Origin of the sequence: Caulobacter sp. AP07 (genome assembly GCF_000281955.1) — a bacterium.
Taxonomy (GTDB): Bacteria; Pseudomonadota; Alphaproteobacteria; order Caulobacterales; family Caulobacteraceae; genus Caulobacter.
In genome coordinates, this window is record NZ_AKKF01000004.1 from 40,892 (window position 1) to 65,284 (window position 24,393).

The 24,393-nt window shown below is 67.3% G+C and carries 17 protein-coding genes; 13 read left to right on the top strand and 4 right to left on the bottom strand.

The window, feature by feature from the left end; translation table 11 throughout:
* Positions 1-117 precede the first annotated feature (117 nt).
* Together PMI01_RS00370 and PMI01_RS00375 are read left to right on the top strand one after the other, a co-directional pair.
* The gene (locus PMI01_RS00370) at positions 118-297 is read left to right on the top strand and encodes a type II toxin-antitoxin system VapB family antitoxin (RefSeq protein WP_007661530.1); all 180 of its coding nucleotides are present in this window, start codon (positions 118-120) and stop codon (positions 295-297) included.
* Positions 294-1,511 (top strand): NAD(P)/FAD-dependent oxidoreductase, encoded by a 1,218-nt coding sequence (locus PMI01_RS00375; protein ID WP_007661532.1) that lies wholly within the window; start codon positions 294-296, stop codon positions 1,509-1,511. The genes PMI01_RS00370 and PMI01_RS00375 overlap by 4 nt, the downstream gene beginning before the upstream one ends.
* 37 nt (positions 1,512-1,548) lie before the next feature.
* Here PMI01_RS00375 and PMI01_RS00380 read toward each other — a convergent pair whose 3' ends face one another.
* Positions 1,549-2,901 carry an alpha/beta fold hydrolase gene (locus PMI01_RS00380; RefSeq protein ID WP_007661539.1) on the bottom strand — a complete coding sequence of 451 codons (1,353 nt, stop codon included), beginning with the start codon at positions 2,899-2,901 and terminating at the stop codon, positions 1,549-1,551.
* A 395-nt stretch (positions 2,902-3,296) separates the two neighbouring features.
* Between PMI01_RS00380 and rplJ the strand changes: the two genes are divergently transcribed.
* The 6 genes from rplJ (at position 3,297) to PMI01_RS00410 (ending at position 16,660) form a co-directional block, all read left to right on the top strand.
* A complete protein-coding gene (rplJ, locus tag PMI01_RS00385; RefSeq protein WP_007661541.1) occupies positions 3,297-3,815 on the top strand; it encodes a 50S ribosomal protein L10 in 519 nt (172 codons plus the stop codon).
* Between the two features lie 45 nt (positions 3,816-3,860).
* On the top strand, positions 3,861-4,244 hold the full coding sequence (gene rplL / locus PMI01_RS00390; RefSeq protein ID WP_007661543.1) for a 50S ribosomal protein L7/L12: 384 nt from the start codon (positions 3,861-3,863) through the stop codon (positions 4,242-4,244).
* A gap of 247 nt (positions 4,245-4,491) precedes the next feature.
* Positions 4,492-6,861: a glycoside hydrolase family 31 protein gene (locus tag PMI01_RS00395; protein WP_007661545.1), complete on the top strand. Its 2,370-nt coding sequence runs from the start codon at positions 4,492-4,494 to the stop codon at positions 6,859-6,861.
* 445 nt (positions 6,862-7,306) lie between these two features.
* Positions 7,307-11,389: a DNA-directed RNA polymerase subunit beta gene (gene rpoB, locus PMI01_RS00400; RefSeq protein ID WP_007661547.1), complete on the top strand. Its 4,083-nt coding sequence runs from the start codon at positions 7,307-7,309 to the stop codon at positions 11,387-11,389.
* Between the two features lie 94 nt (positions 11,390-11,483).
* On the top strand, positions 11,484-15,668 hold the full coding sequence (gene rpoC / locus PMI01_RS00405) for a DNA-directed RNA polymerase subunit beta' (protein ID WP_007661549.1): 4,185 nt from the start codon (positions 11,484-11,486) through the stop codon (positions 15,666-15,668).
* Positions 15,669-15,865: 197 nt separating this feature from the next.
* Positions 15,866-16,660 (top strand): 2OG-Fe(II) oxygenase, encoded by a 795-nt coding sequence (locus PMI01_RS00410; RefSeq protein WP_007661551.1) that lies wholly within the window; start codon positions 15,866-15,868, stop codon positions 16,658-16,660.
* Here PMI01_RS00410 and PMI01_RS00415 read toward each other — a convergent pair.
* The gene (locus tag PMI01_RS00415) at positions 16,657-17,577 is read right to left on the bottom strand and encodes a LysR family transcriptional regulator (RefSeq protein WP_007661553.1); all 921 of its coding nucleotides are present in this window, start codon (positions 17,575-17,577) and stop codon (positions 16,657-16,659) included. The genes PMI01_RS00410 and PMI01_RS00415 overlap by 4 nt on opposite strands.
* 101 nt (positions 17,578-17,678) lie before the next feature.
* Between PMI01_RS00415 and PMI01_RS00420 the strand changes: the two genes are divergently transcribed.
* Complete coding sequence (locus PMI01_RS00420; RefSeq protein ID WP_007661555.1) at positions 17,679-18,299, top strand: glutathione S-transferase; 621 nt, start codon at positions 17,679-17,681, stop codon at positions 18,297-18,299.
* Positions 18,300-18,313: 14 nt separating this feature from the next.
* The gene (locus tag PMI01_RS00425) at positions 18,314-19,228 is read left to right on the top strand and encodes a pyridoxamine 5'-phosphate oxidase family protein (protein ID WP_007661556.1); all 915 of its coding nucleotides are present in this window, start codon (positions 18,314-18,316) and stop codon (positions 19,226-19,228) included.
* An 18-nt stretch (positions 19,229-19,246) separates the two neighbouring features.
* Here the strand turns inward: PMI01_RS00425 and PMI01_RS00430 are convergent, their stop codons facing one another.
* Positions 19,247-20,014, bottom strand: a complete 768-nt coding sequence (locus PMI01_RS00430; RefSeq protein WP_238536976.1) for a hypothetical protein — start codon at positions 20,012-20,014, stop codon at positions 19,247-19,249.
* 108 nt (positions 20,015-20,122) lie between these two features.
* Positions 20,123-20,872 carry a hypothetical protein gene (locus tag PMI01_RS00435; protein ID WP_035033767.1) on the bottom strand — a complete coding sequence of 250 codons (750 nt, stop codon included), beginning with the start codon at positions 20,870-20,872 and terminating at the stop codon, positions 20,123-20,125.
* Positions 20,873-21,206: 334 nt separating this feature from the next.
* Here PMI01_RS00435 and rpsL point away from each other — a divergent pair, with 334 nt between their 5' ends.
* The 3 genes from rpsL to fusA all read left to right on the top strand — a co-directional run bounded on the left by rpsL (position 21,207) and on the right by fusA (position 24,256).
* On the top strand, positions 21,207-21,578 hold the full coding sequence (gene rpsL / locus PMI01_RS00440) for a 30S ribosomal protein S12 (protein WP_007661566.1): 372 nt from the start codon (positions 21,207-21,209) through the stop codon (positions 21,576-21,578).
* Positions 21,579-21,590: 12 nt separating this feature from the next.
* Positions 21,591-22,064 (top strand): 30S ribosomal protein S7, encoded by a 474-nt coding sequence (rpsG, locus tag PMI01_RS00445; protein ID WP_007661568.1) that lies wholly within the window; start codon positions 21,591-21,593, stop codon positions 22,062-22,064.
* Positions 22,065-22,177: 113 nt separating this feature from the next.
* On the top strand, positions 22,178-24,256 hold the full coding sequence (gene fusA, locus PMI01_RS00450) for an elongation factor G (RefSeq protein WP_007661570.1): 2,079 nt from the start codon (positions 22,178-22,180) through the stop codon (positions 24,254-24,256).
* Positions 24,257-24,393 lie beyond the last annotated feature (137 nt).

Genomic DNA, 24,393 nt, shown 5'->3' on the forward strand with positions numbered 1-24,393 from the left:
CGGAACGGGCGCTGGAGCGATCCAGCGCCCGTTTTGCGTTTGGGGCGCGGTTGGTCGGTGGTTCGGCCAATGCTAGATTCAAGACCGCACCTCGCATTTTCCGAAGGCGGACTTCCAATGGCCATTCACGTCGCGAACCCGGAAGTCTGTGCTCTGGTGAAGTTGTTCGCCAAGGAGCGCGGCGTGAGCATGAGCGAAGCCGTGAAGATCGCCGTCAGAGAAGCTCTGGCGGCGAGAGACGAGCCGGTAAGCGCGATGAAGGCGGATATCGCTGCGATTGATATCGAGCCCGCGTGATCGAACCTCAAACCCCAGACGTCGCCGTGATCGGCGGCGGGCCGGCCGGGCTGATGGCGGCCGAGGTGCTGAGCGCGGCCGGGCTGTCGGTGGCGGTGTACGAGCGCATGCCGACCCTGGGGCGCAAGTTCCTGATGGCCGGGCGTGGCGGGCTGAACCTGACCCATTCGGAGGAGTTCGAACGGTTCGCCGGCCGCTATGGCGCGGCGGGCGAGCGGTTGCGGCCGATGCTGGAGGCCTTCACCCCCGCCGACCTCGTGGCCTGGGCGAACGGGCTGGGGCAGGCGACCTTCGTCGGCTCCAGCGGCCGGGTGTTTCCCAGGGCGCTGAAGGCCTCGCCGCTGCTGCGGGCCTGGATCGCGCGGCTGGAGGGGCAGGGGGTGACGCTGAACACCCGGACCGCCTGGACCGGCTGGACCGCGGCCGGCGACCTGGCCTTCGACACGGTCGAGGGGCCGCTGACCGTCCGCCCGCGCGCCACGATCCTGGCCCTGGGCGGCGCAAGTTGGGCCAAGCTCGGCTCCGACGGGGCCTGGGCGCCGCTGCTGGCCGCGCGGGGCGCTCCGGTCGCGCCGTTCCGCCCGGCCAATGTCGGTTTCACGGTGGCGTGGAGCGCGGTGTTCCGCGAGCGCTTCGCCGGCTGTCCGCTGAAGAACATCGCCTTGAGCTTCGAAGGCGCGACCGCGCGCGGCGACGCCCTGGCGGCGGGCTACGGCCTGGAGGGCGGGGCGGTCTACGCCCTGTCGGCGGCCTTGCGCGACGCGGTCGAAGGGCGGGGCAGCGCGACGCTGACGGTTGATCTGCGGCCCGACCTGTCGGTCGCCCAGCTGACGGCCAGGCTGAGCCGGCCGCGCGGCGGGCAGTCGCTGTCGAGCTGGCTGCGCAAGGCCGCCCACCTGTCGCCGGTCGAGATCGGCCTGCTGCGCGAGGCCCACGGCGTGGCCCTGCCGGTCGCGCCCGACGCCCTGGCGGCGGCGATCAAGGCCGCGCCGATCGTGCTGACCGGCGTCCAGGGCCTGGAGCGGGCGATCTCGTCGGCCGGCGGCCTGGACTTCGCGGCGCTGGACGGGCTGGAACTGAAGGCGGCGCCCGGGGTGTTCGTGGCCGGCGAGATGCTGGACTGGGAGGCCCCGACCGGCGGCTACCTGCTGCAGGCGTGCTTCGCGACGGGCGTGGCGGCGGCCAGGGCGGTGGTCGAGCGGTTGAGGGGCTGATCCCGGACTGGGGACAGGCGCATGCGCCTGTCCCCGATCACGGAGCCTTCATCGCCCCTCTGATCTTCGCCGCCATCGCCTCGATCTCCTTCGGGTCGCCCTTCTCGTTCTCGACGAATGTCAGCGGCTTGCCGGCGACACGCGGAATGACGTGGACGTGCAGGTGCGGCACGCTCTGGCCGACGCCGTTGTTCTGGACGATCGTGAAGCCCTCCACGCCCAGGCCGTCGACCTGGGCCTGGCCGACGCGGGCGGCCACAGCCATGATCCGCGACAGGTCCTGCGGCGCGATCTCCAGGAGGTTGCGGGCCTTGGAGGTCTTGGAGATCACCAGCACGTGGCCGGGCTCGGCCGGGGCGTGGTCCATGAAGGCCAGGACCTGGTCGTCCTCGTAGACCTTGGGCACGGCGACCTCGCCGCGCAGGATCCGGGCGAACGGGTTGGTCTCGTCATAGGCCGCCTTCAGCGGGATCTGAGGCGTGCCCGGCCTGGCCGAGGCGGGGTCGAAGCGGCCCAGCCAGCGGAGGATCTCGGCCGTCAGCGCGATGCGGGCGTCCGAGAAGCTGTGGTCGGTGGCCAGGCGGGTTTCGGTCAGGGCCGGCGCGCCGGCCTGGCGCGCGGCCTGGGCCAGCTTGGTCGCGCCGATGCCGTAGTCGGCCCCGACCAGCAGCAGCGGACGATCGGCGATCCGGGCCACCAGGCTTTCCAGGTTCAGCCTGGAGCCGCTGGTCTCGATCTCCTTGATCAGCAGTTCGGCGCTGGTCCCGGCCAGGGGCACGGTGTCGGGACGCAGGGCGGCGGCGGCGGCCTTGCGCACGGCCGGGCTGGTGATCTTCGCCTTCTCGCCGCCGATGTCCCAGGCGTCGACCAGGATGGTCCCGGCCACCTTGGGGTCGGCGGCCGAGGCGTCGGCGGCCATGAAGCCGCCCATGCTGTGGCCGGCCACCACGATCCGCGTCGGGTCGATGTGGTACTTGGCGACATTGGCCGGGTCGCGCAGGAAGGCCACGGCGGCCTCGCCGTCGGCGCGGGCGTGGGCGAACAAGAAGCTTCCCGGGCTGCCCCAGGAGCCGCGATAGTTGATCCGCATCACGTTCCAGCCGGCCCGGCGCACGGCCTGCATGATGTCGACATTGGTCTCGTTGCCCGGGAAGCCGTGCAGGAACAGCAGGGTGGGGTGGGGCGCCTCGCCCGAGGCCAGGTACATCACCGCATTGACCCCTACCCCGCCGGTCGGAACGGTGAAGGCGGCCAGGTCGGCCGGATGGGCCGCGTCGCGGGCGGTGTCGGCGACCACCGCCCTGGGGATCGGCGCGAAACGCGGCTCGGCCTGGACGGTGGTGGCGAGCAGCAGGAGGGCGGCGAGCCCGGCGGTGAACGTGCGGATCATGGAAGGGGCCCCCTCGACGGTCCCCTTGTTATCCGGGAAATCCGACGGATGACCAGTCTCCCGTCCTCCTCGCTGGCGATGGAAGATGCCGGGTGTTGAAATCCGTCTGCAAACCGTCTATACGCCGCCCCTTCTCCGCTGGGCTCGCCCGGCGGTGATCCTGTTTGAGAACTGCGGGACGTGGGGTCACCACGCCATAATCGAGGAAGAGCCCTTCCTCGCCGTCGGGAGACAGGGATGGACAAGACCACGCTATTTCCTCCTTCACGGATGGGACGCGCGGCTGACTTTCCTTGGAACAGGCTGATGCAACTCGCGTGCGGGAGCGATCCCTCATGCGTCGGGCATTTGGCTGCCGGAATGGTCCGGCCGCTGTAATTGAGTAGGAGACCGCAATGGACCGCGCTCAAAAGCAGGAGTCGATCGAATCGCTGAAAGGCGTGTTCGAAGGCGCCGGCGCTGTCGTCGTGACCCACTACATGGGCATGACCGTTGCGGAAATGACTGAACTGCGTAGCCGCCTCCGCAAGGAAGAGGCCACGTTCCAGGTGGTGAAGAACACCCTGGTCCAGAAGGCCCTCGGTGGCTCGATCGGTGAAGCGGGCGACGCCCTGTTCACCGGCCCGGTCGCCATCGCCTTCGGCAAGGACCCGGTCTCCGCCGCCAAGATCGTCACCCAGTACGCCAAGGAAAACGACAAGCTCAAGCTGGTCGGCGGCATCCTGGGTCAGACGACTGTTCTGGACGAAAAAGCGGTGCGGGCTCTCGCCACGCTGCCGTCGCTCGACCAGATCCGTGGCAAGCTTATCGGCCTCATCCAGGCTCCGGCGACCAAGATCGCCGGCGTCCTGCAGGCCCCGGCTGGCCAACTGGCGCGCGTCTTCAACGCTTATGCGACCAAAGACGCCGCGTAACGGTCATCTCCGCGTACATCCCTCATTCGTTTTAGGAAAATGAACATGTCCAAGCTCGAAAAGCTGGTTGAAGAACTGTCCACCCTGTCGGTCCTCGAAGCCGCTGATCTGTCCAAGATGCTGGAAGAAAAGTGGGGCGTTTCGGCCGCTGCTCCGGTCGCCGTCGCCGCTGCTGGCGGCGCCGCCGCTGCTCCGGCCGAAGCCGCCGAAGAGCAAACCGAGTTCACCGTTGTTCTGACCGCCGGTGGCGACAAGAAGATCAACGTGATCAAGGAAGTCCGCGGCGTCCGTCCGGACCTCGGCCTGAAGGAAGCCAAGGACCTGGTCGAAGGCGCTCCGCAGAACGTCGTCGAAAACGTCTCCAAGCAAGTCGCCGAAGAGATCGCCAAGAAGCTGACCGAAGCCGGCGCCAGCGTCACCGTGAAGTAATTCACGTCCCACGCTCCGGCGTGGGAACGACCTGCCGGCGTCAGTTCTGACGCCAAGATCGCGGCCCCGGAGGGAAACCTCCGGGGCCGTTTTCGTTCTTCGTCTGCCTGATCGGCTTCGCGATCTCGCTGGTCGGCAAGGCGATCCGGCGCGATCGAGGTCCATTGGTAGTATCAATCTTGTTGACGCTGCCCGGCCTCATCTCTAGCCATGCGGTCAATAGATAGCGGTAACATTAGGGGAAGCGATGGATCGGCTGAGCAAGAGCGCGCGGCGCTGGTCGGCGAGACTGGTCTTGGGCCTGGCCCTGAGCCTCGCCGCCGGGGTCATGGCCAATCTGGCCGCGCCGATGACGGCCGCGGCCGAGCCCCTGGCGGTGATGGACCGCAACGGTTCCTACGTTTCGGTCGAGACCTACGCTCCCAACATCGTCCGGGTGACGATCAGCCAGGACAAGGACCTGGCCGCCGGGGCCCCCGGCTACGGCTTCACCGGCCAGAGCGACGCCAAGGGCTGGCGCCATGACCAGAAGGCCGGAGCCGACATCTTCACCTCCGGCGCGCTGTCGCTGGAAGTCGTGGCCCAGCCCTGGCCGGGCGCGCCCTCACAGATGGATCGCTACTTCGCCCCGTCGCTGCCGCCGGTTTCGGTCAAGGTGCGCAAGGCCGACGGTTCGGACCTGGTGGCGATGAATGGCTGGGAAATGTCGCCGCACGTCGTGGCGGGCGAGAAGACCTACCAGGCCGGGGCCAGCTTCTCGACCAGCGCCGACGAGCACTTCTACGGCCTGGGCCAGAACCAGGAAGGGATTCTGGACCTGCGCGGTCGGACCATCGACTGCAAGCACTTCTACGACGCCCCGCACGGCGAGACCGTCTGCGTGCCGTTCATGGTCTCGTCGAAGGGCTACGGCATCCTGTGGGACAACCCGTCCGACACCCACGTCTATCCGGCCGTCAACGGCCGCACCCTGTGGCAGTCGAACGTCGGCGAGCGGGTGTCGTTCTTCGTGATCACCGGCGGCTATGACGAGATCTACGCCGGCTACCGCAAGCTGACGGGCGTGACGCCGCTGCCGCCCAAGGCCGCCTTCGGCCTGATCCAGTCCAAGGCCCGCTACGAGAGCCAGCAGCAGATTCTCGACGCCGCCAAGGGCTATCGCGACCGCGGCTATCCGCTGGATGTGATGGTGCTGGACTGGTTCCACTGGACCCGGATGGGCCAGATGGACATCGACCCGACCTACTTCCCCGACCCGGCCGCGATGAACAAGGACCTGCACGACCACGGCGTGCGCAGCATCATCAGCGTCTGGCCGCGCTACGAGAAGGAAGGCCGCTACTTCAACTTCCTGGCCGACAAGGGCTGGCTGCTCAAGGACGCCGACGGCAAGGTCGTCGACGGCCTGGCGTTCCGCAGCGACCGCACCGGCGGCCTGATCGACAGCACCAATCCCCAGGCCCGCGAGTGGTACTGGGGCAAGATCCGCGACAACATCGCCTCCAAGGGCTTCGATTGGTTCTGGCTGGACGAGACCGAGCCGGACCTGGTGCCGGACGGCTATTTCTATTCGATCGGCTCGGGCGACCGCTATCACAACGTCTTCCCGCTGCTGCACACCCAGGGCGTGGCCGAGGGTTCGCGCCGCGACCGGCCCGACAAGCGCAACCTGATCCTGGCCCGCGCGGCCTATATCGGTTCGCAGCGCAACGGCGGCCTGTTCTGGTCGTCCGACATCCAGCCGACCTGGGAAGCTCTCAAGCGGCAAGTGCCGACGGGGCTGAACTTCACCGCCTCGGGCCTGGCCTATTGGGGCAACGACATCGGCGGCTGGCAGTGGCTGCCGCAGACCACCACGGCGACCAAGGCGCCGCTGCTGGATCCGTCCGACGCCCGCGCCGTGGTCGGCCAGAACAACGACTATCCCGAGCTGCTGGCGCGCTGGTTCCAGTACGGGACCTTCACCCCGACCCTGCGCATCCACGGTTCGCGCAAGGAGGTCGAGATCTGGCAGTACGGCAAGGGCGCCGAGGCGGTCATGGCCAAGTACCTGAAGCTGCGCTACGCCCTGATGCCGTACCTGTACTCGATGGGCCATGCGACCTACGAGACCGGCGCGCCGTTCATGCGCGGGCTGTTCATGGACTTCCCGGGCGATCCCAAGGTGGCCAACCTCGGCGACCAGTACATGTTCGGTCCGGCCTTCCTGGTGGCCCCGATCACCGACCAGGGCGTCGAGGACCGCGACGTCTACCTGCCGGCCGGGGCCGACTGGTACGACTACTGGAGCGGCAAGAAGTTCACCGGCGGCCAGACGATCAGCGTCCATGCGCCGATCGACACCATCCCGCTGTTCGTCCGGGCCGGCTCGATCGTCCCGATGGGCGCGCCGATCCAGAGCACGGCCACGCCGCAGGCGATCAACGCGGTGAAGGTCTATCCGGGCCGCGACGCCGAGTTCACCCTCTATGACGACGACGGGGTGACCAACGCCTACGAGAAGGGTGTCGGCAAGACGGTGAAGCTGCACTGGGACGACAAGGCCGGCAAGCTGACGGCCGTGGGCGACAAGGGCCTCGGCGCCCAGGCGCTGGCGGCGGTGCAGGTGGTGAAATAACCACTGTCATCCCGGACAAGCGCGCAGCGCGCCGATCCGGGACCGACGCCTGAGCTCGGCGCTTCCGGCGGTCCCGGATCTGCGCCCGGCTCAGGCGGGCGCAGATCCGGGATGACAACGGTGGGGGAAGTTCCAAGCCTCACCGAACGCGTCCGCATTCTTTTGTGGATAAACCCCCTTTCCAACCCCGTCGGGTTGGCCTATATCCGCCCGTTCACGAAGACATTCGGCGGAGCGCGCACGCGCGTGTCCGCATATTACGCCCCGAGGCGCGGTCAGCCGCCCTCCGATCCGCGCGAAGGGGCGCCCGTCAAGCTTCCGGTCCCGGTCGCCTGGCAGGGGAATTCCAGCGTCCAGCGTTCTCTCAAGCGGAGAGCGGCGAGGGTGGACGCTAAGGCATTCGAATTTACGCGCGGACTCCAGTTCCGCGCCGCAGGGAAAAAACATGGCGCAATCCTTCACCGGCAAGAAGCGGATCCGGAAGTCTTTCGGCCGCATCCCCGAAGCTGTGCAAATGCCGAACCTGATCGAGGTTCAGCGCTCCTCCTACGAACAGTTCCTCCAGCGCGAGGTCCGTCCGGGCCAGCGCCGCGACGAGGGCATCGAGGCGGTGTTCAAGTCGGTGTTCCCGATCAAGGACTTCAACGAGCGCGCGGTGCTCGAATACGTCTCGTACGAATTCGAAGAGCCCAAGTACGACGTTGAGGAGTGCATCCAGCGCGACATGACCTTCGCGGCGCCGCTGAAGGTCAAGCTTCGCCTGATCGTGTTCGAAACCGAGGAAGAAACCGGCGCCCGGTCCGTCAAGGACATCAAGGAGCAGGACGTCTACATGGGCGATATCCCGCTCATGACCGACAAGGGCACCTTTATCGTCAACGGCACCGAGCGGGTCATCGTCTCGCAGATGCACCGTTCGCCCGGCGTGTTCTTCGACCACGACAAGGGCAAGACCCACGCCTCGGGCAAGCTGCTGTTCGCCGCCCGGGTGATCCCCTACCGCGGTTCGTGGCTGGACTTCGAGTTCGACGCCAAGGACGTGGTCTATGTCCGCATCGACCGTCGCCGCAAGCTGCCGGCCACCACCTTCCTCTATGCCCTGGGCATGGACGGCGAAGAGATCCTGACCACCTTCTACGACGTCGTGCCCTTCGAGAAGCGCACCGCGGCCGGCGCCGAAGGCTGGGCCACCCCGTACAAGCCCGAGCGCTGGCGCGGCGTGAAGCCGGAATTCGCCCTGATCGACGCCGACACCGGCGAAGAAGTGGCTCCGGCCGGCATCAAGATCACCGCCCGCCAGGCCAAGAAGTTGGCTGACGCCGGCCTGAAGACCCTGCTGCTGGCGCCCGAGGCCCTGACCGGCCGCTACCTGGCCCGCGACGCCGTCAACTTCGAGAACGGCGAGATCTACGCCGAAGCCGGCGACGAGCTGGACGTGGCCTCGATCGAGGCCCTGGCCGCCCAAGGCTTCAGCACCATCGACGTGCTGGACATCGACCACGTGACGGTCGGCGCCTACATGCGCAACACCCTGCGGGTCGACAAGAACGCCGTCCGTGAGGACGCGCTATTCGATATCTACCGCGTGATGCGCCCGGGCGAGCCGCCGACGGTGGAAGCCGCCGAGGCGATGTTCAAGTCGCTGTTCTTCGACGCCGAACGCTACGACCTGTCGGCCGTCGGCCGGGTGAAGATGAACATGCGCCTGGAGCTGGACGCTTCGGACGAGATGCGCGTGCTCCGCAAGGAAGACGTGCTGGCCGTCCTGAAGCTGCTGGTCGGCCTGCGCGACGGTCGCGGCGAAATCGACGACATCGACAACCTGGGCAACCGCCGGGTGCGTTCGGTCGGCGAACTGCTGGAAAACCAGTACCGCGTCGGCCTGCTGCGCATGGAACGCGCCATCAAGGAACGCATGTCGTCCGTCGACATCGACACCGTGATGCCGCACGACCTGATCAACGCCAAGCCGGCCGCGGCCTCGGTGCGTGAATTCTTCGGCTCCTCGCAGCTGTCGCAGTTCATGGACCAGACCAACCCGCTGTCGGAGATCACCCACAAGCGCCGCCTGTCGGCGCTTGGCCCGGGCGGTCTGACCCGCGAGCGCGCCGGCTTCGAAGTCCGCGACGTTCACCCGACCCACTACGGCCGCATCTGCCCGATTGAAACGCCGGAAGGCCCGAACATCGGCCTGATCAACTCGCTGGCCACCCACGCCCGGGTCAACAAGTACGGCTTCATCGAGAGCCCCTACCGTCGCGTCGCCGACGGCAAGCCGCTCGACGAGGTCGTCTACATGTCGGCCATGGAAGAGTCGAAGCACGTCATCGCCCAGTCCAACATCAAGGTGTTGAACGGCGAGATCGTCGAGGATCTGGTCCCCGGCCGGATCAACGGCGAACCCACGCTCCTGCAAAAGGAGATGGTCGACCTGATGGACGTGTCGCCGCGCCAGGTGGTTTCGGTGGCCGCGGCCCTGATCCCCTTCCTGGAAAACGACGACGCCAACCGCGCCCTCATGGGCTCGAACATGCAGCGTCAGGCCGTGCCGCTGGTGCAGTCCGACGCCCCGCTGGTCGGGACGGGCATGGAAGCCGTGGTCGCCCGTGACTCGGGCGCCGTGGTCATCGCCAAGCGCACCGGCGTGGTGGAGCAGATCGACGGTACGCGTATCGTCGTGCGCGCCACGGAAGAGACCGACGCCGCCCGTTCGGGCGTCGATATCTACCGTCTGAGCAAGTTCCAGCGTTCGAACCAGTCGACCTGCATCAACCAGCGCCCGCTGGTGAAGGTGGGCGACAAGATCAGCGCCGGCGACATCATCGCCGACGGTCCCTCGACCGAGCTGGGCGAACTGGCCCTGGGCCGCAACGCGCTCGTCGCGTTCATGCCCTGGAACGGCTACAACTTCGAAGACTCGATCCTGATCTCCGAGCGCATCGTCCGCGACGACGTCTTCACCTCGATCCACATCGAGGAATTCGAAGTCATGGCCCGCGACACCAAGCTCGGCCCGGAAGAGATCACCCGCGACATCCCCAACGTCGGCGAGGAAGCCCTGCGCAACCTCGACGAAGCGGGCATCGTGGCGATCGGCGCCGAAGTCCAGCCGGGCGACATCCTGGTCGGCAAGGTCACCCCGAAGGGCGAAAGCCCGATGACGCCGGAAGAAAAGCTCCTGCGCGCCATCTTCGGTGAAAAGGCCTCGGACGTCCGCGACACCAGCCTGCGCCTGCCCCCGGGCGTCGCCGGCACGATCGTCGACGTGCGGGTGTTCAACCGTCACGGCGTCGACAAGGACGAACGCGCCCTGGCCATCGAGCGCTCGGAAATCGACCGCCTGGGCAAGGACCGCGACGACGAATTCGCGATCCTGAACCGCAACATCTCGGGTCGCCTGCGCGAACTGCTGATCGGCAACGTCGCCCTGTCGGGTCCCAAGGGCCTGTCGCGCGGCGAGATCACCGCCGCCAACCTGTCGGAGGTCCAGCCGGGCCTCTGGTGGCAGATCGCCCTCGAAGACGAGAAGGCGATGGGCGAGCTGGAAAGCCTGCGCAAGCTGTTCGACGAGAACCGCAAGCGTCTGGACCGCCGCTTCGAGGACAAGGTCGACAAGCTGCAGCGCGGCGACGAACTGCCCCCGGGCGTGATGAAGATGGTCAAGGTCTTCGTGGCCGTGAAGCGCAAGCTTCAGCCAGGCGACAAGATGGCCGGCCGTCACGGCAACAAGGGCGTCATCTCGCGCATCCTGCCGATCGAGGACATGCCGTTCCTCGCCGACGGGACGCACGTGGACGTGGTTCTGAACCCGCTGGGCGTGCCTTCGCGCATGAACGTCGGCCAGATCTTCGAAACCCACCTGGGCTGGGCTTGCGCCAACCTGGGCAAGCAGATCACCAACCTGCTGGAAGACTGGCAGGCCGGTGGCCAGAAGCAGGCCCTGGTCGAGCGTCTGACCGAGATCTACGGCCCGGACGAGGAACTGCCGGACACCGAGGAGGGCCTGGTGGAACTGGCTCGCAACCTCGGCAAGGGCGTTCCGATCGCCACGCCGGTGTTCGACGGTGCGCGCATCAGCGACATCGAAGACCACCTGATCATGGCGGGCGTCGATCCGTCGGGTCAGTCGATCCTGTTCGACGGCCAGACCGGCGACCAGTTCAAGCGTCCGGTCACGGTCGGCTACATCTACATGCTGAAGCTGCACCACCTGGTCGACGACAAGATCCACGCCCGTTCGATCGGTCCGTACTCGCTCGTCACGCAACAGCCGCTGGGTGGTAAGGCCCAGTTCGGCGGTCAGCGCTTCGGGGAAATGGAAGTGTGGGCTCTGGAAGCCTACGGCGCGGCCTACACCCTGCAGGAAATGCTGACGGTGAAGTCCGACGACGTGGCCGGCCGGACCAAGGTCTACGAGTCGATCGTCCGTGGCGACGACACGTTCGAAGCCGGTATCCCGGAAAGCTTCAACGTGCTGGTCAAGGAAATGCGCTCGCTCGGCCTGAACGTCGAGCTGGAGAACAGCTGATCCGGATCACCGCTCCCGCCTGATGGCGGGAGCGGACCCGATCGCCGCTCTCCAACTTTGAATTTTCGCGGGTAATCCCGCAGAAGGAACCAAGATGAACCAGGAAGTCCTGAACATCTTCAATCCGGTCCAGGCCGCTCCGACCTTCGACCAGATCCGCATCTCGCTGGCCTCGCCGGAAAAGATCCGTTCGTGGTCGTTCGGCGAGATCAAGAAGCCGGAAACCATCAACTACCGCACGTTCAAGCCCGAGCGTGACGGCCTGTTCTGCGCCCGTATCTTTGGTCCGACCAAGGACTACGAATGCCTGTGCGGCAAGTACAAGCGCATGAAGTACAAGGGCATCATCTGCGAGAAGTGCGGCGTTGAAGTCACCCTGGCCCGCGTCCGTCGCGAGCGCATGGGTCACATCGAGCTGGCCTCGCCGGTCGCCCACATCTGGTTCCTGAAGTCGCTGCCGTCGCGTATCGCGATGATGCTCGACATGCCGCTGAAGGACATCGAGCGGGTCCTGTACTTCGAATACTACATCGTCACCGAGCCGGGCCTGACCCCGCTGAAGCAGCACCAGCTGCTCAGCGAGGACGACTTCATGCGCGCCCAGGACGAGTACGGCGACGACAGCTTCACCGCCGAGATCGGCGCCGAGGCGGTCCAGAACCTGCTGAAGGCCATCGACCTCGACAAGGAAGCCGAACGCCTGCGCGAAGAGCTGGCCGGCAACCCGTCGGACATGAAGCAGAAGAAGTTCAGCAAGCGCCTGAAGATCCTCGAGGCCTTCTCCGAGTCGGGCAACCGCCCGGAATGGATGGTGCTGACGGTCGTGCCGGTGATCCCGCCGGAACTGCGCCCGCTGGTGCCGCTGGACGGCGGCCGCTTCGCGACCTCCGACCTGAACGACCTGTATCGCCGGGTCATCAACCGTAACAACCGCCTCAAGCGCCTGATCGAGCTGCGCGCCCCCGACATCATCATCCGCAACGAAAAGCGGATGCTGCAGGAGTCGGTCGACGCCCTGTTCGACAACGGCCGCCGCGGTCGCGTCATCACGGGCGCCAACAAGCGGCCCCTCAAGTCGCTGGCCGACATGCTGAAGGGCAAGCAAGGCCGCTTCCGCCAGAACCTGCTGGGCAAGCGCGTCGACTATTCGGGCCGTTCGGTCATCGTCGTGGGTCCGGACCTGAAGCTGCACGAGTGCGGCCTGCCCAAGAAGATGGCTCTGGAGCTGTTCAAGCCGTTCATCTATGCGCGCCTGGACGCCAAGGGCCTGTCGGGCACCGTCAAGCAGTCCAAGCGCATGGTCGAGCGCGAGCAGCCCCAGGTGTGGGACATCCTCGAAGAGGTGATCCGCGAGCACCCGGTGATGCTGAACCGCGCGCCGACGCTGCACCGTCTGGGCATCCAGGCGTTCGAGCCGAAGCTGATCGAGGGCAAGGCCATCCAGCTGCACCCGCTGGTCTGCGCCGCGTTCAACGCCGACTTCGACGGCGACCAGATGGCCGTCCACGTCCCGCTGAGCCTCGAGGCCCAGCTGGAAGCGCGCGTCCTGATGATGTCGACCAACAACATCCTGTCGCCCGCCAACGGCCGACCGATCATCGTGCCGTCGCAGGACATCGTCCTGGGCCTGTACTACCTGTCGGTGGCCCGCGAAGGCGAACCGGGTGAAGGCAAGATCTTCAGTGACATCGCCGAGATCGAAGCCGCCATGGACGCCGGCGTCGTCAGCCTGCACGCCAAGATCAAGTCGCGCTTCACGGAAATGGACGCCGACGGCGTCGTCCGTCGCCGGGTGATCGACACCACCCCGGGCCGGATGAAGATCGCCGCCCTTCTGCCGCAGCACACCGCGATCGGTCACCGACTGATCGAGAAGGCGCTGACCAAGAAGGAAATCGGCAACCTGATCGACGTCGTCTACCGCCACTGCGGCCAGAAGGCGACGGTGATCTTCGCCGACCAGATCATGGGTCTGGGCTTCAAGGAAGCGGCCAAGGCCGGCATCTCCTTCGGCAAGGACGACATCATCATCCCGAAGCGGAAGGAGGCGATCGTCGCCGAAACCCGCACCCTGGCCGAGGAGTACGAGCAACAGTACGCCGACGGTCTGATCACCAAGGGCGAGAAGTACAACAAGGTCGTCGACGCCTGGGCCAAGGCCACCGATCGCGTCGCCGACGAGATGATGGCCGAACTGCAGACCAAGCATAAGGACGAGAACGGCCGCGAGAAGGAAATCAACGCCATCTACATGATGGCCCACTCCGGCGCTCGTGGTTCGCAAGCCCAGATGAAGCAGCTCGGCGGGATGCGCGGCCTGATGGCCAAGCCCTCCGGCGAGATCATCGAGACCCCGATCGTCTCGAACTTCAAGGAAGGCCTGACCGTTCAGGAGTACTTCAACTCGACCCACGGCGCCCGTAAGGGCCTGGCGGACACCGCGCTGAAGACCGCCAACTCCGGCTACCTGACCCGTCGTCTGGTCGACGTGGCGCAGGACTGCATCATCGTCGAGGAAGACTGCGGCACCACGCGGGGCATCACCCTGCGCGCCGTGGTCGAGGGCGGCGACGTCCTCGTCTCGCTGGGCATGCGCGTCCTGGGCCGCTTCTCGGCCGAAGACATCAAGGACCCGGCGACCGGCGAGATCGTGGTTCCGGCCGACACCTACCTGACAGAGAACATGGCCGACGCCATCGAGGCGGCCGCCGTGCAGTCGGTGAAGGTGCGTTCGGTCCTGACCTGCGAAGCCAAGGTCGGCGTCTGCGGCGCCTGCTACGGCCGCGACCTGGCCCGCGGTACGCCGGTCAACATCGGTGAAGCGGTCGGCGTCATCGCCGCCCAATCCATCGGCGAGCCCGGCACCCAGCTGACGATGCGGACCTTCCACATCGGCGGCACCGCCCAGGTGGCCGAGCAGTCGTTCTTCGAAAGCAGCAACGACGGCGTGGTCCGCGTCCAGGGCGCCACCGTGACCGGCGCCGACGGCTTCCTGGTCGTCATGAGCCGCAACACCTCGGTGAGCGTGCTGGTCGACGGCAAGGAACGCGAGAACTACAAGCCGCCGTACGGCGCGCGTCTGAAGATCAAGGACGGCGACAAGGTGAAGCGTGGCCAGCGTCTGGCCGATTGGGACCCCTACACCACCCCGATCATCACCGAAGTGGCCGGCAAGATCCGCGCCGAGGACCTGGTGGACGGCTTCTCCGTCCGCGAGGAAACCGACGAAGCCACCGGCATCGCGCAACGCGTGATCGCCGACTGGCGGACCTCGGCCCGCGCCTCGGACCTGCGTCCGGCCATGGGCGTTCTCGCCGATGACGGCTCGTACGTCCGCCTCGCCAACGGCGGCGAGGCTCGCTACCTGATGTCGGTCGGCGCCATTCTGTCGGTGGCCGACGGCGATACGGTGAAGCCGGGCGAGGTCATCGCGCGGATCCCCACCGAAGGCGCCAAGACCCGGGACATCACCGGTGGTCTGCCGCGCGTCGCCGAACTCTTCGAAGCCCGCCGTCCCAAGGACTGCGCGGTCATCGCGGAAATGGACGGCCGTGTCGAATTCGGCAAGGATTACAAGAACAAGCGCCGCATCAAGATCACCCCGGAAGTCGACGCTGACGGCAACCAGGGCGAACCGGTCGAGTTCCTGATCCCCAAGGGCAAGCACATCGCGGTGCACGATGGCGACTTCATCGCGCGCGGCGAGTACATCATCGACGGCAACCCGGATCCGCACGACATCCTGCGCATCCTGGGCGTCGAGGCCCTGGCCAACTTCCTCGTGGACGAAATCCAGGAGGTCTATCGACTGCAGGGCGTGCCGATCAACGACAAGCACATCGAGACGATCGTTCGTCAGATGCTGCAAAAGGTCGAGATCCTCGAGCCCGGCGACACCGGCCTGATCAAGGGCGACCACCTGGACAAGCCGGAGTTCTACATCGAGCAGGACAAGGCGGTCGCCCGTGGCGGCCGTCCGGCCACCACTCAGCCGGTGCTGCTCGGCATCACCAAGGCGAGCTTGCAGACCAAGAGCTTCATCTCGGCCGCGTCGTTCCAGGAAACGACCCGCGTCCTGACCGAAGCCTCGGTGCACGGCAAGACCGACACCCTGGAAGGCCTGAAGGAAAACGTCATCGTGGGTCGCCTGATCCCCGCCGGCACGGGTTCCTACCTGCGCAGCCTGCAGCGCGTCGCCGCCAAGCGCGACGAGCAGCTGGCCCAGCAGCGCGAAGAAGCGATGGAGCCGCTGCCCGCGGTCATCGCCGAAGCCAACTAAGGCCTTCGCGGCAACGAAACGGAACGGCCCGGGAGCGATCCCGGGCCGTTTTGTTTTTTGGGGGGCGGGGACAACACCCAGGCCCATGACAAGGCTTGGTTCGCGCTTCAGAACCCCTCGGTCTTTTCGCGATGCAGATCGCGTTGGACGCGATTAAGGTCGGCGGGGCGAGTTGGCGGCGGGCGGAGAGGGCGTTCATGGAAACCGGCGTTGACCTTGGCGCGCGAACCTCCGACACGGCTGGGCTCTTCCTGTTCGATAGGGCCCAGATGCTTGAGCGCGCGAGGGCCCTCAAGGACCAGTACGCCTCGGCGTCGCCGTTCCCCCATATCGTCATTGACGACTTCCTGCCGACGGACGTGGCCGAGCAGGTGTTGCGGGCCTTTCCGCCGATCGACGATCCCGTGTGGCTGGACTGGCGCCGCCGCGACGTGGTTCACCAGCCGAAGAAGCAGGGCGTCGGGCACGCCGACCGCATGGACGGGGTCAGCCCCGTCATCCACCACGTGCTGTTCGCCCTCAATTCATCGCCGATGGTGCGGTTCCTCGAGGAACTGACCGGCATCGACGGACTCACGCCCGACCCCCACTTCGTGGGTGGCGGCCTGCACCAGATCCTGCCGGGCGGCAGGCTCGCCATCCATTCGGACTTCAACATCCACCCGTCCTCGCGCCTGTATCGCCGGCTGAACGTGCTGCTCTATCTCAACAAGGACTGGCGGCCGGAGTACGGCGGCGAGCTGCAGCTTTGGGACAGGTCCATGCAGGTCATGGTCCGCGACGTGGCGCCGATTTTCAACCGCTGCGTCGTCTTCAACACCGACCGCGATTCCTTCCACGGGCACCCGGATCCCCTGCGGACGCCGGAAGGCCTGACCCGCAAGTCCCTGGCGCTCTACTACTACACCCTGAACTGCGCGAGCAGCGACGAGGCCGAGCGCGCCACGGACTGGCAACTGCGCCCCGGCGAGGTCGAGACGGCGGCGGTCTAGAGGGGCGACAGGGCGCGCTCCGACTCCCGCAACACCGCCAGCCGCTCCAGCCTCGGCGCCGCGTAGTCGAGGAAGGCCCGCACCAGCGGCGGCATGAACCGCCCGCCGGCCGTCAGCAGTTGCACCGGCAGGGGCGGCGGCTCGAAGTCGCGCAGCAGCCGCACCAGCCGGCCCGCCGCCAGGTCCTCGGCCACCTGGTAGGACAGGGCCCGCCCGACGCCCCGGCCGGCGCGGATCGCCGACAAGGCCGCCTCGACGTGGTTGATCTGCAGCCGGGGCTCCAGCCGCACGGCCCGGACCCGCCCCTGGGCCTCGAACCGCCATTCCGGCGTCGCCGAGATCACGGTGGTCAGGATGGTGTCGTGGGCCGACAGGTCGGCTGGCTCGAGCGGCACGCCGCACCGGGCCAGATAGTCGGGCGAGGCCACCACCAGCCGGCGCACCGCGCCCAGCCTGCGGACCAGCAGGTTGGAATCGGCCAGCGGACCGATACGCAGCGCCACATGCAGCTCGCCCTCGATCAGGTCCAGGTTGCGGTCGTGCAGGGTCAGGTCGGCCCGCACGCCCGGATGGTCGGCCAGGAAGTCGCTGACCACCGGCGTCAGGTGGCGGCGGCCGAACACCGTCGGGCCGGTGACCCGCAAGGTTCCGCGCACCGCGTCGGGGGCCGGGGCCTGAAGGGCGATCTCGTAATCGGCCAGCAGCCGGCGGGCCCGGTCGGCCAGGTCGCGGCCGGCCTCCGTGGGGGCCAGGCGGCGGGTGGTGCGCTCGATCAGCCGCGCGCCCATCCGCTCCTCCAGAGCCGCCAGGGCCCGGGTCATGGCGGCCGGGGACTTGCGCAGCTTGCGGCCGGCGGCGGCCAGTCCCCCGGCGTCGATCACGGCCACCAGCATGGCCAGTTCGTCCAGACGATCCATCAGAGTTCCAAAACTCGCAATTATATCTTCCAAATCTGCTCAATTCTGCCCGAAGATCGCAACAGCCAATATCCCCTCATCGTAATCGAAGGGGATCTCCCATGACCAAGTCCGAAATCGTCCTGCATGGCATGGGCCTGTCGGGCCACACCCATCGGGTGGCGCTGATGTTGAACGCCCTGGGCCTGCCCTACCGGTTCGTGGACGCGCCGGGCGACGTGCGCGCCTCGGCCGCCTTCCGGGCGCTGAACCCGCTGGGCCAGATCCCGGTGTTGCAGGACGGCGACCTGACCCTGGCCGACAGCAACGCCATCCTGGTCTATCTGGCCCGCCGCTACGCCCCCGACGGCGCCTGGCTGCCCCAGGAGCCCGTGGCCGCCGCCGCCGTGCAGCGCTGGCTGTCGATCGCCGCCGGCGAAGTGATGCACGGCCCGGCCGCCGCCCGGATGATCAGCCTGTTCGGCTTCCCCGACGATCCGGTCCGCGCGGCGCGCATCTCCGAGCGGGTGCTGACCTTCATGGACGGCCACCTGGCGGACCGGACCTTCCTGGCCGCCGACCACGTCACCCTCGCCGACCTGGCCTGCTACAGCTATGTGGCCCACGCGCCGGACGGCGGCGTGGCGCTGGAGCCCTATCCCGCCGTGCGCGCCTGGCTGGGGCGGGTGGAAAGCCAGCCCTGGTTCCAGCCCATGCCCGACTTCGTCCCGAAGGCCGCCTGAGAATGGAGGGTGAGATGGACAGCGTGTTCCACCCCGGCGAACTGGCCGCCCAGGCGCGGGCCGGGACGGGCTCGCCCGGCGGGTCGTTCATCCGGCCGTTCATGCCCGACCAGCACCGCGACTTCTTCGCCCTGCTGCCCTACCTGTTCCTGGCCACGGTCGATGCGGACGGCTGGCCGGTCGCCACCGTGCTGACCGGGGAGGCGGGCTTTGTCCGCAGCCCCGACCCGACGACCCTGACCGTCGCCGCCCGGCCTCGGGAGGGCGAGCCGGGCGGTGAGCTGTTCCGCCCCGGCCAACCGTTCGGAGCCCTGGGCCTGGACTTCACCACCCGCCGGCGCAACCGCGCCAACGGCGTGATCGCCGAGGCGGAGGAGGGCGGGCTGACGCTGCGGGTGCTGCAGAGCTTCGGCAATTGCCCGCAATACATCCAGACCCGCGCGGTGGAGGCCGGTCCGGCCTCCACGATCCCCGCCGAGGCCATCGCCTTCCCGACCTCGGACGCCCTGGCCCAGATCGCCCGCGCCGACACGATGTTCGTGGCCACGGTGGCGGGCGGCCAGAACGGCGGCGTCGACATCTCGCATCGCGGCGGCCTGCCCGGCTTCGTCAAGGTTTCGGGGGAGGTGCTGACCATCCCCGACTTCCGGGGCAACCGGTTCTTCAACACCCTGGGCAACCTGGTGCTCGACCCCCGCGCCGCCCTGCTGTTCGTCGATTTCGAGACCGGCGACCTGCTGCACCTGCAAGGCCGCGCCGAGATCGATTGGGACGCGCCGGGCGACGGGGCCTGGCCCGAGGGCGTGCAGCGCCAATGGCGCCTGCGGGTCGAGCGCGCCTGGCGTCGCCCGGCCGCCCTGCCGCTGCGCTGGGCGTTCGGCGACTACTCGCCGACCAGCCTGGCCACCGCCGCCTGGAACGCCGCCTGAGGGGGCCGGAGCGCGCGCCTACCGCCGCTCGTTCTCCCGCGCGGCCTTCTTCCGGCGCGCGTCGGCCTTGTCCGCGTCGTCCAGCCGCTTGAGCTGTTGCGAGGCGCTCGACCTCTGCCGGCCCAGCCCGTCCTGCTCGGCCCCCAGCACCCAGGGGATTTCCTTCATCGTGCCGGGACCCTCGCGGCTGCGATGGTCGACGCCGATGCCCATGGGCGCGTCGTCATAGGCGCGCTCGGCTTCCTGGCGAATGGCCTGGCGGTCGAAGGCGCGGCGCTTGGCCGGGTCCATGGGCGCGCCATAGACCGGAGCGCCCGGGGGAATGTTCCCCAGGCGCTCGTCGCAATGCTCCTGTTCGCGGCGGTTGAGGCCGACGGCCCGGGCGTTGGCGCAGCCGACGCCGCTGCCGCGCAAGGCGGTGCGCAGGTCGCCGCGCGGTCCCTCGGGCAGGGGGGCGGGATGGACGCCGGTCGGCCGGGCCGGCGGGCCGGGAACCGGAACGGGCGCGACGCCCAGCGGCGTCACCGACGACGGCGCGACTAGGCGCGGCGCGCGTGGCTTCAACGGCGAGGCGGACGCCGCGCGGTCCGGACTGGCGGCGATGGTCGGCGCGGCCCGGCGCGGGACGGCGCTGCGCTCCAGGGTCACCGTGATGGCGTCCTCGTCGTTTGAGCGGTCCGGAAACCGCGCGCCCGTCGACCAGGCCAGGGCGGCCAGGATCGCCGCGTGCAGCATCACCGAGCCGGTCAGGACGGCGCCGTTTCTCAACCGGGTTCTGCGCGCCACGGACTGGACCAAGGACAAACTCGACAGGAACTGGGACGGCCAGACTTTCCACTGCAAGTGGCGAAACCGTGACCGCTGAACGCTAGATGGGAGGCGCGACCGCTTGTGCTAGTAGGGTTTGCGCAGGTCCGCCTCCGGCGTCAGCGAGCCGTTGGGCGGCTGGATGAAGCACGGTCCGGCCCGCAGGGCGTTGGGCGGACCCTTTGGCGCCTTGCGGGCGTTGGGGCCGAACTTCACCGAACAGCCGACGCGCGGGCCGTGGCCGGAATTGGCGCTGGCGTCGGCGGCGAACATCCCGGCGGCGCCCCGCGCCGTCAGCGGAACCATCGGACCGCCATTGTCGTAGGCCTGGGCCACGGCGTCGTAATAGGCGCGCTTCCCCGGATCGATCGGGGCCGGCAGGAAGGGGGCGTCGCGGGCCTGGGCGCCGAGCGTCTCGGCGCAGCGGTCGCGCTCCTCCCGGTTCAGCCCGACGGCCCGGGCGTTGGCGCAACCGACGCCGCTGCGGCGCAGGGCGGCGCCCAGATCGCCGTTGGCCGCGCCGGGCGCCGGTCCTGGCGCGGCCATGGTCGAAACCGGCGCGATGGGAAGGGCAGCGACGGCCTCGGCGGTCGGGGTCTGCCGTGGCGCGCGCGGCCGCGGGCTCAACCTCGCCGGCCCCGACGACCAAGCCCCGCCGGTCGCGCGCCGCGGGCGCTCCAGGGTGACGTCGATGGCGCCCTCGTCGGTGGAGCGATCGGGAAAGCGCGCGACGACAGGCCAGGCCAGGAGGGTCAGCACCGCCGCGTGCAGTCCCACGGCGGCGACCAGCACCGCGCCGCGCTCGCGCCGACGAAGACGTCTCTCTGACAGGCGCAAGGCGGTCTCTTCACGCGGGGCGGACAGCCTCCAGGCTTGCCACCCCAAGTGGCGAAAGCGTGGCCGTTAGGGGGTCATTAACCGACGCAAACGCCGCGATTGACGTCGGAAGCGTTCGCGAGTAGTTTCCGCGCTCTTTTCGAGGCGGACCCTGTCCGTCCTGATGAGCGCCCGTCCCTGACCCGACGGATAGCCCGCCGGAACGCCACCCGCGTCCCGGCGAGTTTCGTGTTTATCAGGTCCCCCTCCGGGGCCGAGAAAGCCGGAAGAAAAACAACAAGGACCCGAAGCGCTTCGGCCGACAGGCACACGCTTCCATCAGAGCAGAGACTGAATGCCTACCGTCAACCAGCTCATCCGCAAACCGCGCCAACCTAAGCCGGTCCGGAACAAGGTGCCCGCCCTGAAGGGCTGCCCCCAACGTCGCGGCGTTTGCACGCGCGTCTACACGACGACCCCGAAGAAGCCGAACTCGGCTCTGCGTAAGGTCGCCAAGGTCCGTTTGACCACCGGCATCGAAGCCGTTTGCTACATCCCCGGCGAAGGCCACAACCTGCAGGAGCACTCGGTGGTGCTCATCCGCGGCGGCCGCGTCAAGGATTTGCCCGGCGTCCGCTATCACATCCTGCGCGGCGTCCTCGACACCCAAGGTGTCAAGGATCGTAAGCAGCGTCGTTCGCTCTACGGCGCCAAGCGTCCGAAGTAAGGAAGAAGAAGTATGTCCCGCCGCCGTCGCGCCGAGAAACGCCAAGTCCTGCCGGACCCCAAGTTTGGGGACCTGATTGTCACGAAGTTCATGAACTACGTGATGTACGAGGGCAAAAAAGCCGTCGCCGAAAACATCATCTATGGTGCTTTCGACATCCTGGAAAACAAGCGCAAGGACCAAGGTCCGCTTGAGACCTTCCACTCCGCCCTGGACAACGTCGCCCCGGCGATCGAAGTCCGGTCGCGTCGCGTTGGCGGCGCCACCTATCAGGTGCCGGTGGAAGTTCGTCCGGACCGTCGTCGCGCCCTGGCCATCCGCTGGCTGGTGACCGCCGCGCGCAAGCGTGGCGAAAACACCATGACCGAAAAGCTGGCCGGTGAGCTCCTCGACGCTTCCAACAACCGCGGCACCGCGGTGAAGAAGCGCGAAGACACCCACAAGATGGCTGAAGCCAACCGGGCGTTCTCGCACTACCGCTGGTAACCTTTCTTACCAGCACTCTTTCAGGCGCGGGCGGTTTGAGATAAACCGCCCGCGCCGCACGTTTAAATGTCCCCGCCCTGGCTTCTGGGCGAGGCAGTCAACAGAGCTAGACCATGGCCCGCCAGCATAAAATCGAAGACTACCGTAACTTCGGCATCATGGCGCACATCGACGCCGGGAAGACGACGACGACCGAGCGGATCCTGTATTACACGGGTAAGTCGCACAAGATCGGCGAAGTCCACGACGGCGCCGCGACCATGGACTGGATGGACCAGGAGCAGGAACGCGGCATCACCATCACGTCGGCCGCGACGACCGCTTTCTGGAAAGACAAGCGCCTCAACATCATCGACACCCCCGGACACGTCGACTTCACGATTGAAGTCGAGCGCTCGCTCCGCGTGCTCGACGGCGCCGTCGCGGTGCTGGACGGCAACGCCGGCGTCGAGCCGCAGACGGAAACCGTCTGGCGTCAGGCCGACAAGTACAAGGTTCCGCGCATCGTCTTCGTCAACAAGATGGACAAGATCGGCGCCGACTTCGACAAGTCGGTCGAGTCGATCCGCGACCGTCTGGGCGCCAAGGCCGTGCCGATCCAGTTCCCGATCGGTTCGGAAACCTCGCTGAGCGGCCTGGTGGACCTGGTCCGCATGAAGGCCGTGGTCTGGGACAACGACGCCCTGGGCGCCAACTTCCGCGACGAGGAAATCCCCGCCGACCTGCTGGCCAAGGCCCAGGAGGCTCACGCCTATCTGGTCGAAGCCGCCGTCGAAATGGACGACGAGGCGATGGAAGCCTATCTGGGCGGCGAAGAGCCCTCGGAAGCCGTGCTGAAGAAGTGCATCCGCAAGGCCGTTCTGGTCGGCGCCTTCTACCCGATCCTCTGCGGCTCGGCCTTCAAGAACAAGGGCGTGCAGACGCTGCTGGACGCCGTCGTCGACTACCTGCCGTCGCCGCTGGACATCCCGCCGACCAAGGGCATCGACTTCAAGACCGAAGAAGAAGTCGTGCGTCACGCCTCGGACGAAGAGCCGCTGTCGGTTCTGGCGTTCAAGATCATGGACGACCCCTTCGTCGGTTCGCTGACCTTCTGCCGGATCTATTCGGGCAAGCTGGAAACCGGCATGAGCCTGCTGAACGCCACGCGCGACAAGCGCGAGCGCGTCGGCCGCATGCTGCTGATGCACTCCAACAACCGCGAAGACATCAAGGAAGCCTTCGCCGGCGACATCGTCGCCCTGGCCGGCCTCAAGGAAACCCGCACCGGCGACACCCTGTGCGATCCCCTGAAGTCGCCGGTCATCCTCGAGCGCATGGAATTCCCGGCCCCGGTCATCGAGATCGCCGTGGAACCCAAGTCCAAGGCCGACCAGGAAAAGCTGGGCGTCGCCCTGGCCAAGCTGGCCGCCGAGGATCCGTCCTTCACCGTCTCGACCGACTTCGAAAGCGGCCAGACGATCCTGAAGGGCATGGGCGAACTGCACCTGGACATCAAGATCGACATCCTGAAGCGGACCTACAAGGTCGAAGCCAACATCGGCGCGCCGCAGGTTGCCTATCGCGAAAGCCTGGGCCGCAAGGTCGACATCGACTACACCCACAAGAAGCAGACCGGTGGTACGGGCCAGTTCGCTCGCGTCATGATCACCTTCGAACCCGGTGAACCCGGTTCGGGCTTCGTGTTCGAGAACGCCATCGTTGGCGGCGCGGTGCCGAAGGAATACATCCCCGGCGTCGAAAAGGGTCTGAACTCCGTGAAGGACAACGGCCTGCTGGCCGGCTTCCCGCTGATCGACTTCAAGGCGACCCTGACCGACGGCAAGTACCACGACGTCGACTCCAGCGTGCTGGCGTTCGAAATCGCGTCGCGCGCCGCCTTCAAGGAACTGCGTGAAAAGGGCGCTCCCAAGCTGCTCGAGCCGATCATGGCCGTCGAGGTCGTGACCCCGGAAGAGTATCTGGGTTCGGTCATCGGTGACCTGAACGCCCGTCGCGGCATGATCCAGGGCCAAGACATGCGCGGCAACGCGACTGTCGTGAACGCCTTCGTGCCGCTGGCCAACATGTTCGGCTACGTGAACACCCTGCGCGGCATGAGCCAGGGCCGCGCCCAGTTCACCATGCAGTACGACCACTACGAGCCGGTGCCGCAACACGTCGCCGACGAAGTGATCAAGAAGTACGCCTAAGCTTTTCCTTCGGGAAAAGCGGACTTAAGAGACCGGGCGGGTCCCCTGATCCGCCCGGAGCCACCCCAGAAATCCAATCCATCGCAGACCCCTCTGGGGTCGGAGCTAGAGAAAAATGGCCAAGGAAAAGTTCGAAC

Coding starts and splice junctions, on each gene's coding strand:
- PMI01_RS00420 (WP_007661555.1), top strand. CDS start 17,679: ATGACCAAGTCCGAAATCGTCCTGCATGGCATGGGCCTGTCGGGCCAC.
- PMI01_RS00425 (WP_007661556.1), top strand. CDS start 18,314: ATGGACAGCGTGTTCCACCCCGGCGAACTGGCCGCCCAGGCGCGGGCC.
- PMI01_RS00410 (WP_007661551.1), top strand. CDS start 15,866: ATGGAAACCGGCGTTGACCTTGGCGCGCGAACCTCCGACACGGCTGGG.
- rplJ (WP_007661541.1), top strand. CDS start 3,297: ATGGACCGCGCTCAAAAGCAGGAGTCGATCGAATCGCTGAAAGGCGTG.
- PMI01_RS00380 (WP_007661539.1), bottom strand. CDS start 2,901: ATGATCCGCACGTTCACCGCCGGGCTCGCCGCCCTCCTGCTGCTCGCC.
- PMI01_RS00370 (WP_007661530.1), top strand. CDS start 118: ATGGCCATTCACGTCGCGAACCCGGAAGTCTGTGCTCTGGTGAAGTTG.
- rpsL (WP_007661566.1), top strand. CDS start 21,207: ATGCCTACCGTCAACCAGCTCATCCGCAAACCGCGCCAACCTAAGCCG.
- rpsG (WP_007661568.1), top strand. CDS start 21,591: ATGTCCCGCCGCCGTCGCGCCGAGAAACGCCAAGTCCTGCCGGACCCC.
- rplL (WP_007661543.1), top strand. CDS start 3,861: ATGTCCAAGCTCGAAAAGCTGGTTGAAGAACTGTCCACCCTGTCGGTC.
- rpoC (WP_007661549.1), top strand. CDS start 11,484: ATGAACCAGGAAGTCCTGAACATCTTCAATCCGGTCCAGGCCGCTCCG.
- PMI01_RS00415 (WP_007661553.1), bottom strand. CDS start 17,577: ATGGATCGTCTGGACGAACTGGCCATGCTGGTGGCCGTGATCGACGCC.
- rpoB (WP_007661547.1), top strand. CDS start 7,307: ATGGCGCAATCCTTCACCGGCAAGAAGCGGATCCGGAAGTCTTTCGGC.
- PMI01_RS00395 (WP_007661545.1), top strand. CDS start 4,492: ATGGATCGGCTGAGCAAGAGCGCGCGGCGCTGGTCGGCGAGACTGGTC.
- fusA (WP_007661570.1), top strand. CDS start 22,178: ATGGCCCGCCAGCATAAAATCGAAGACTACCGTAACTTCGGCATCATG.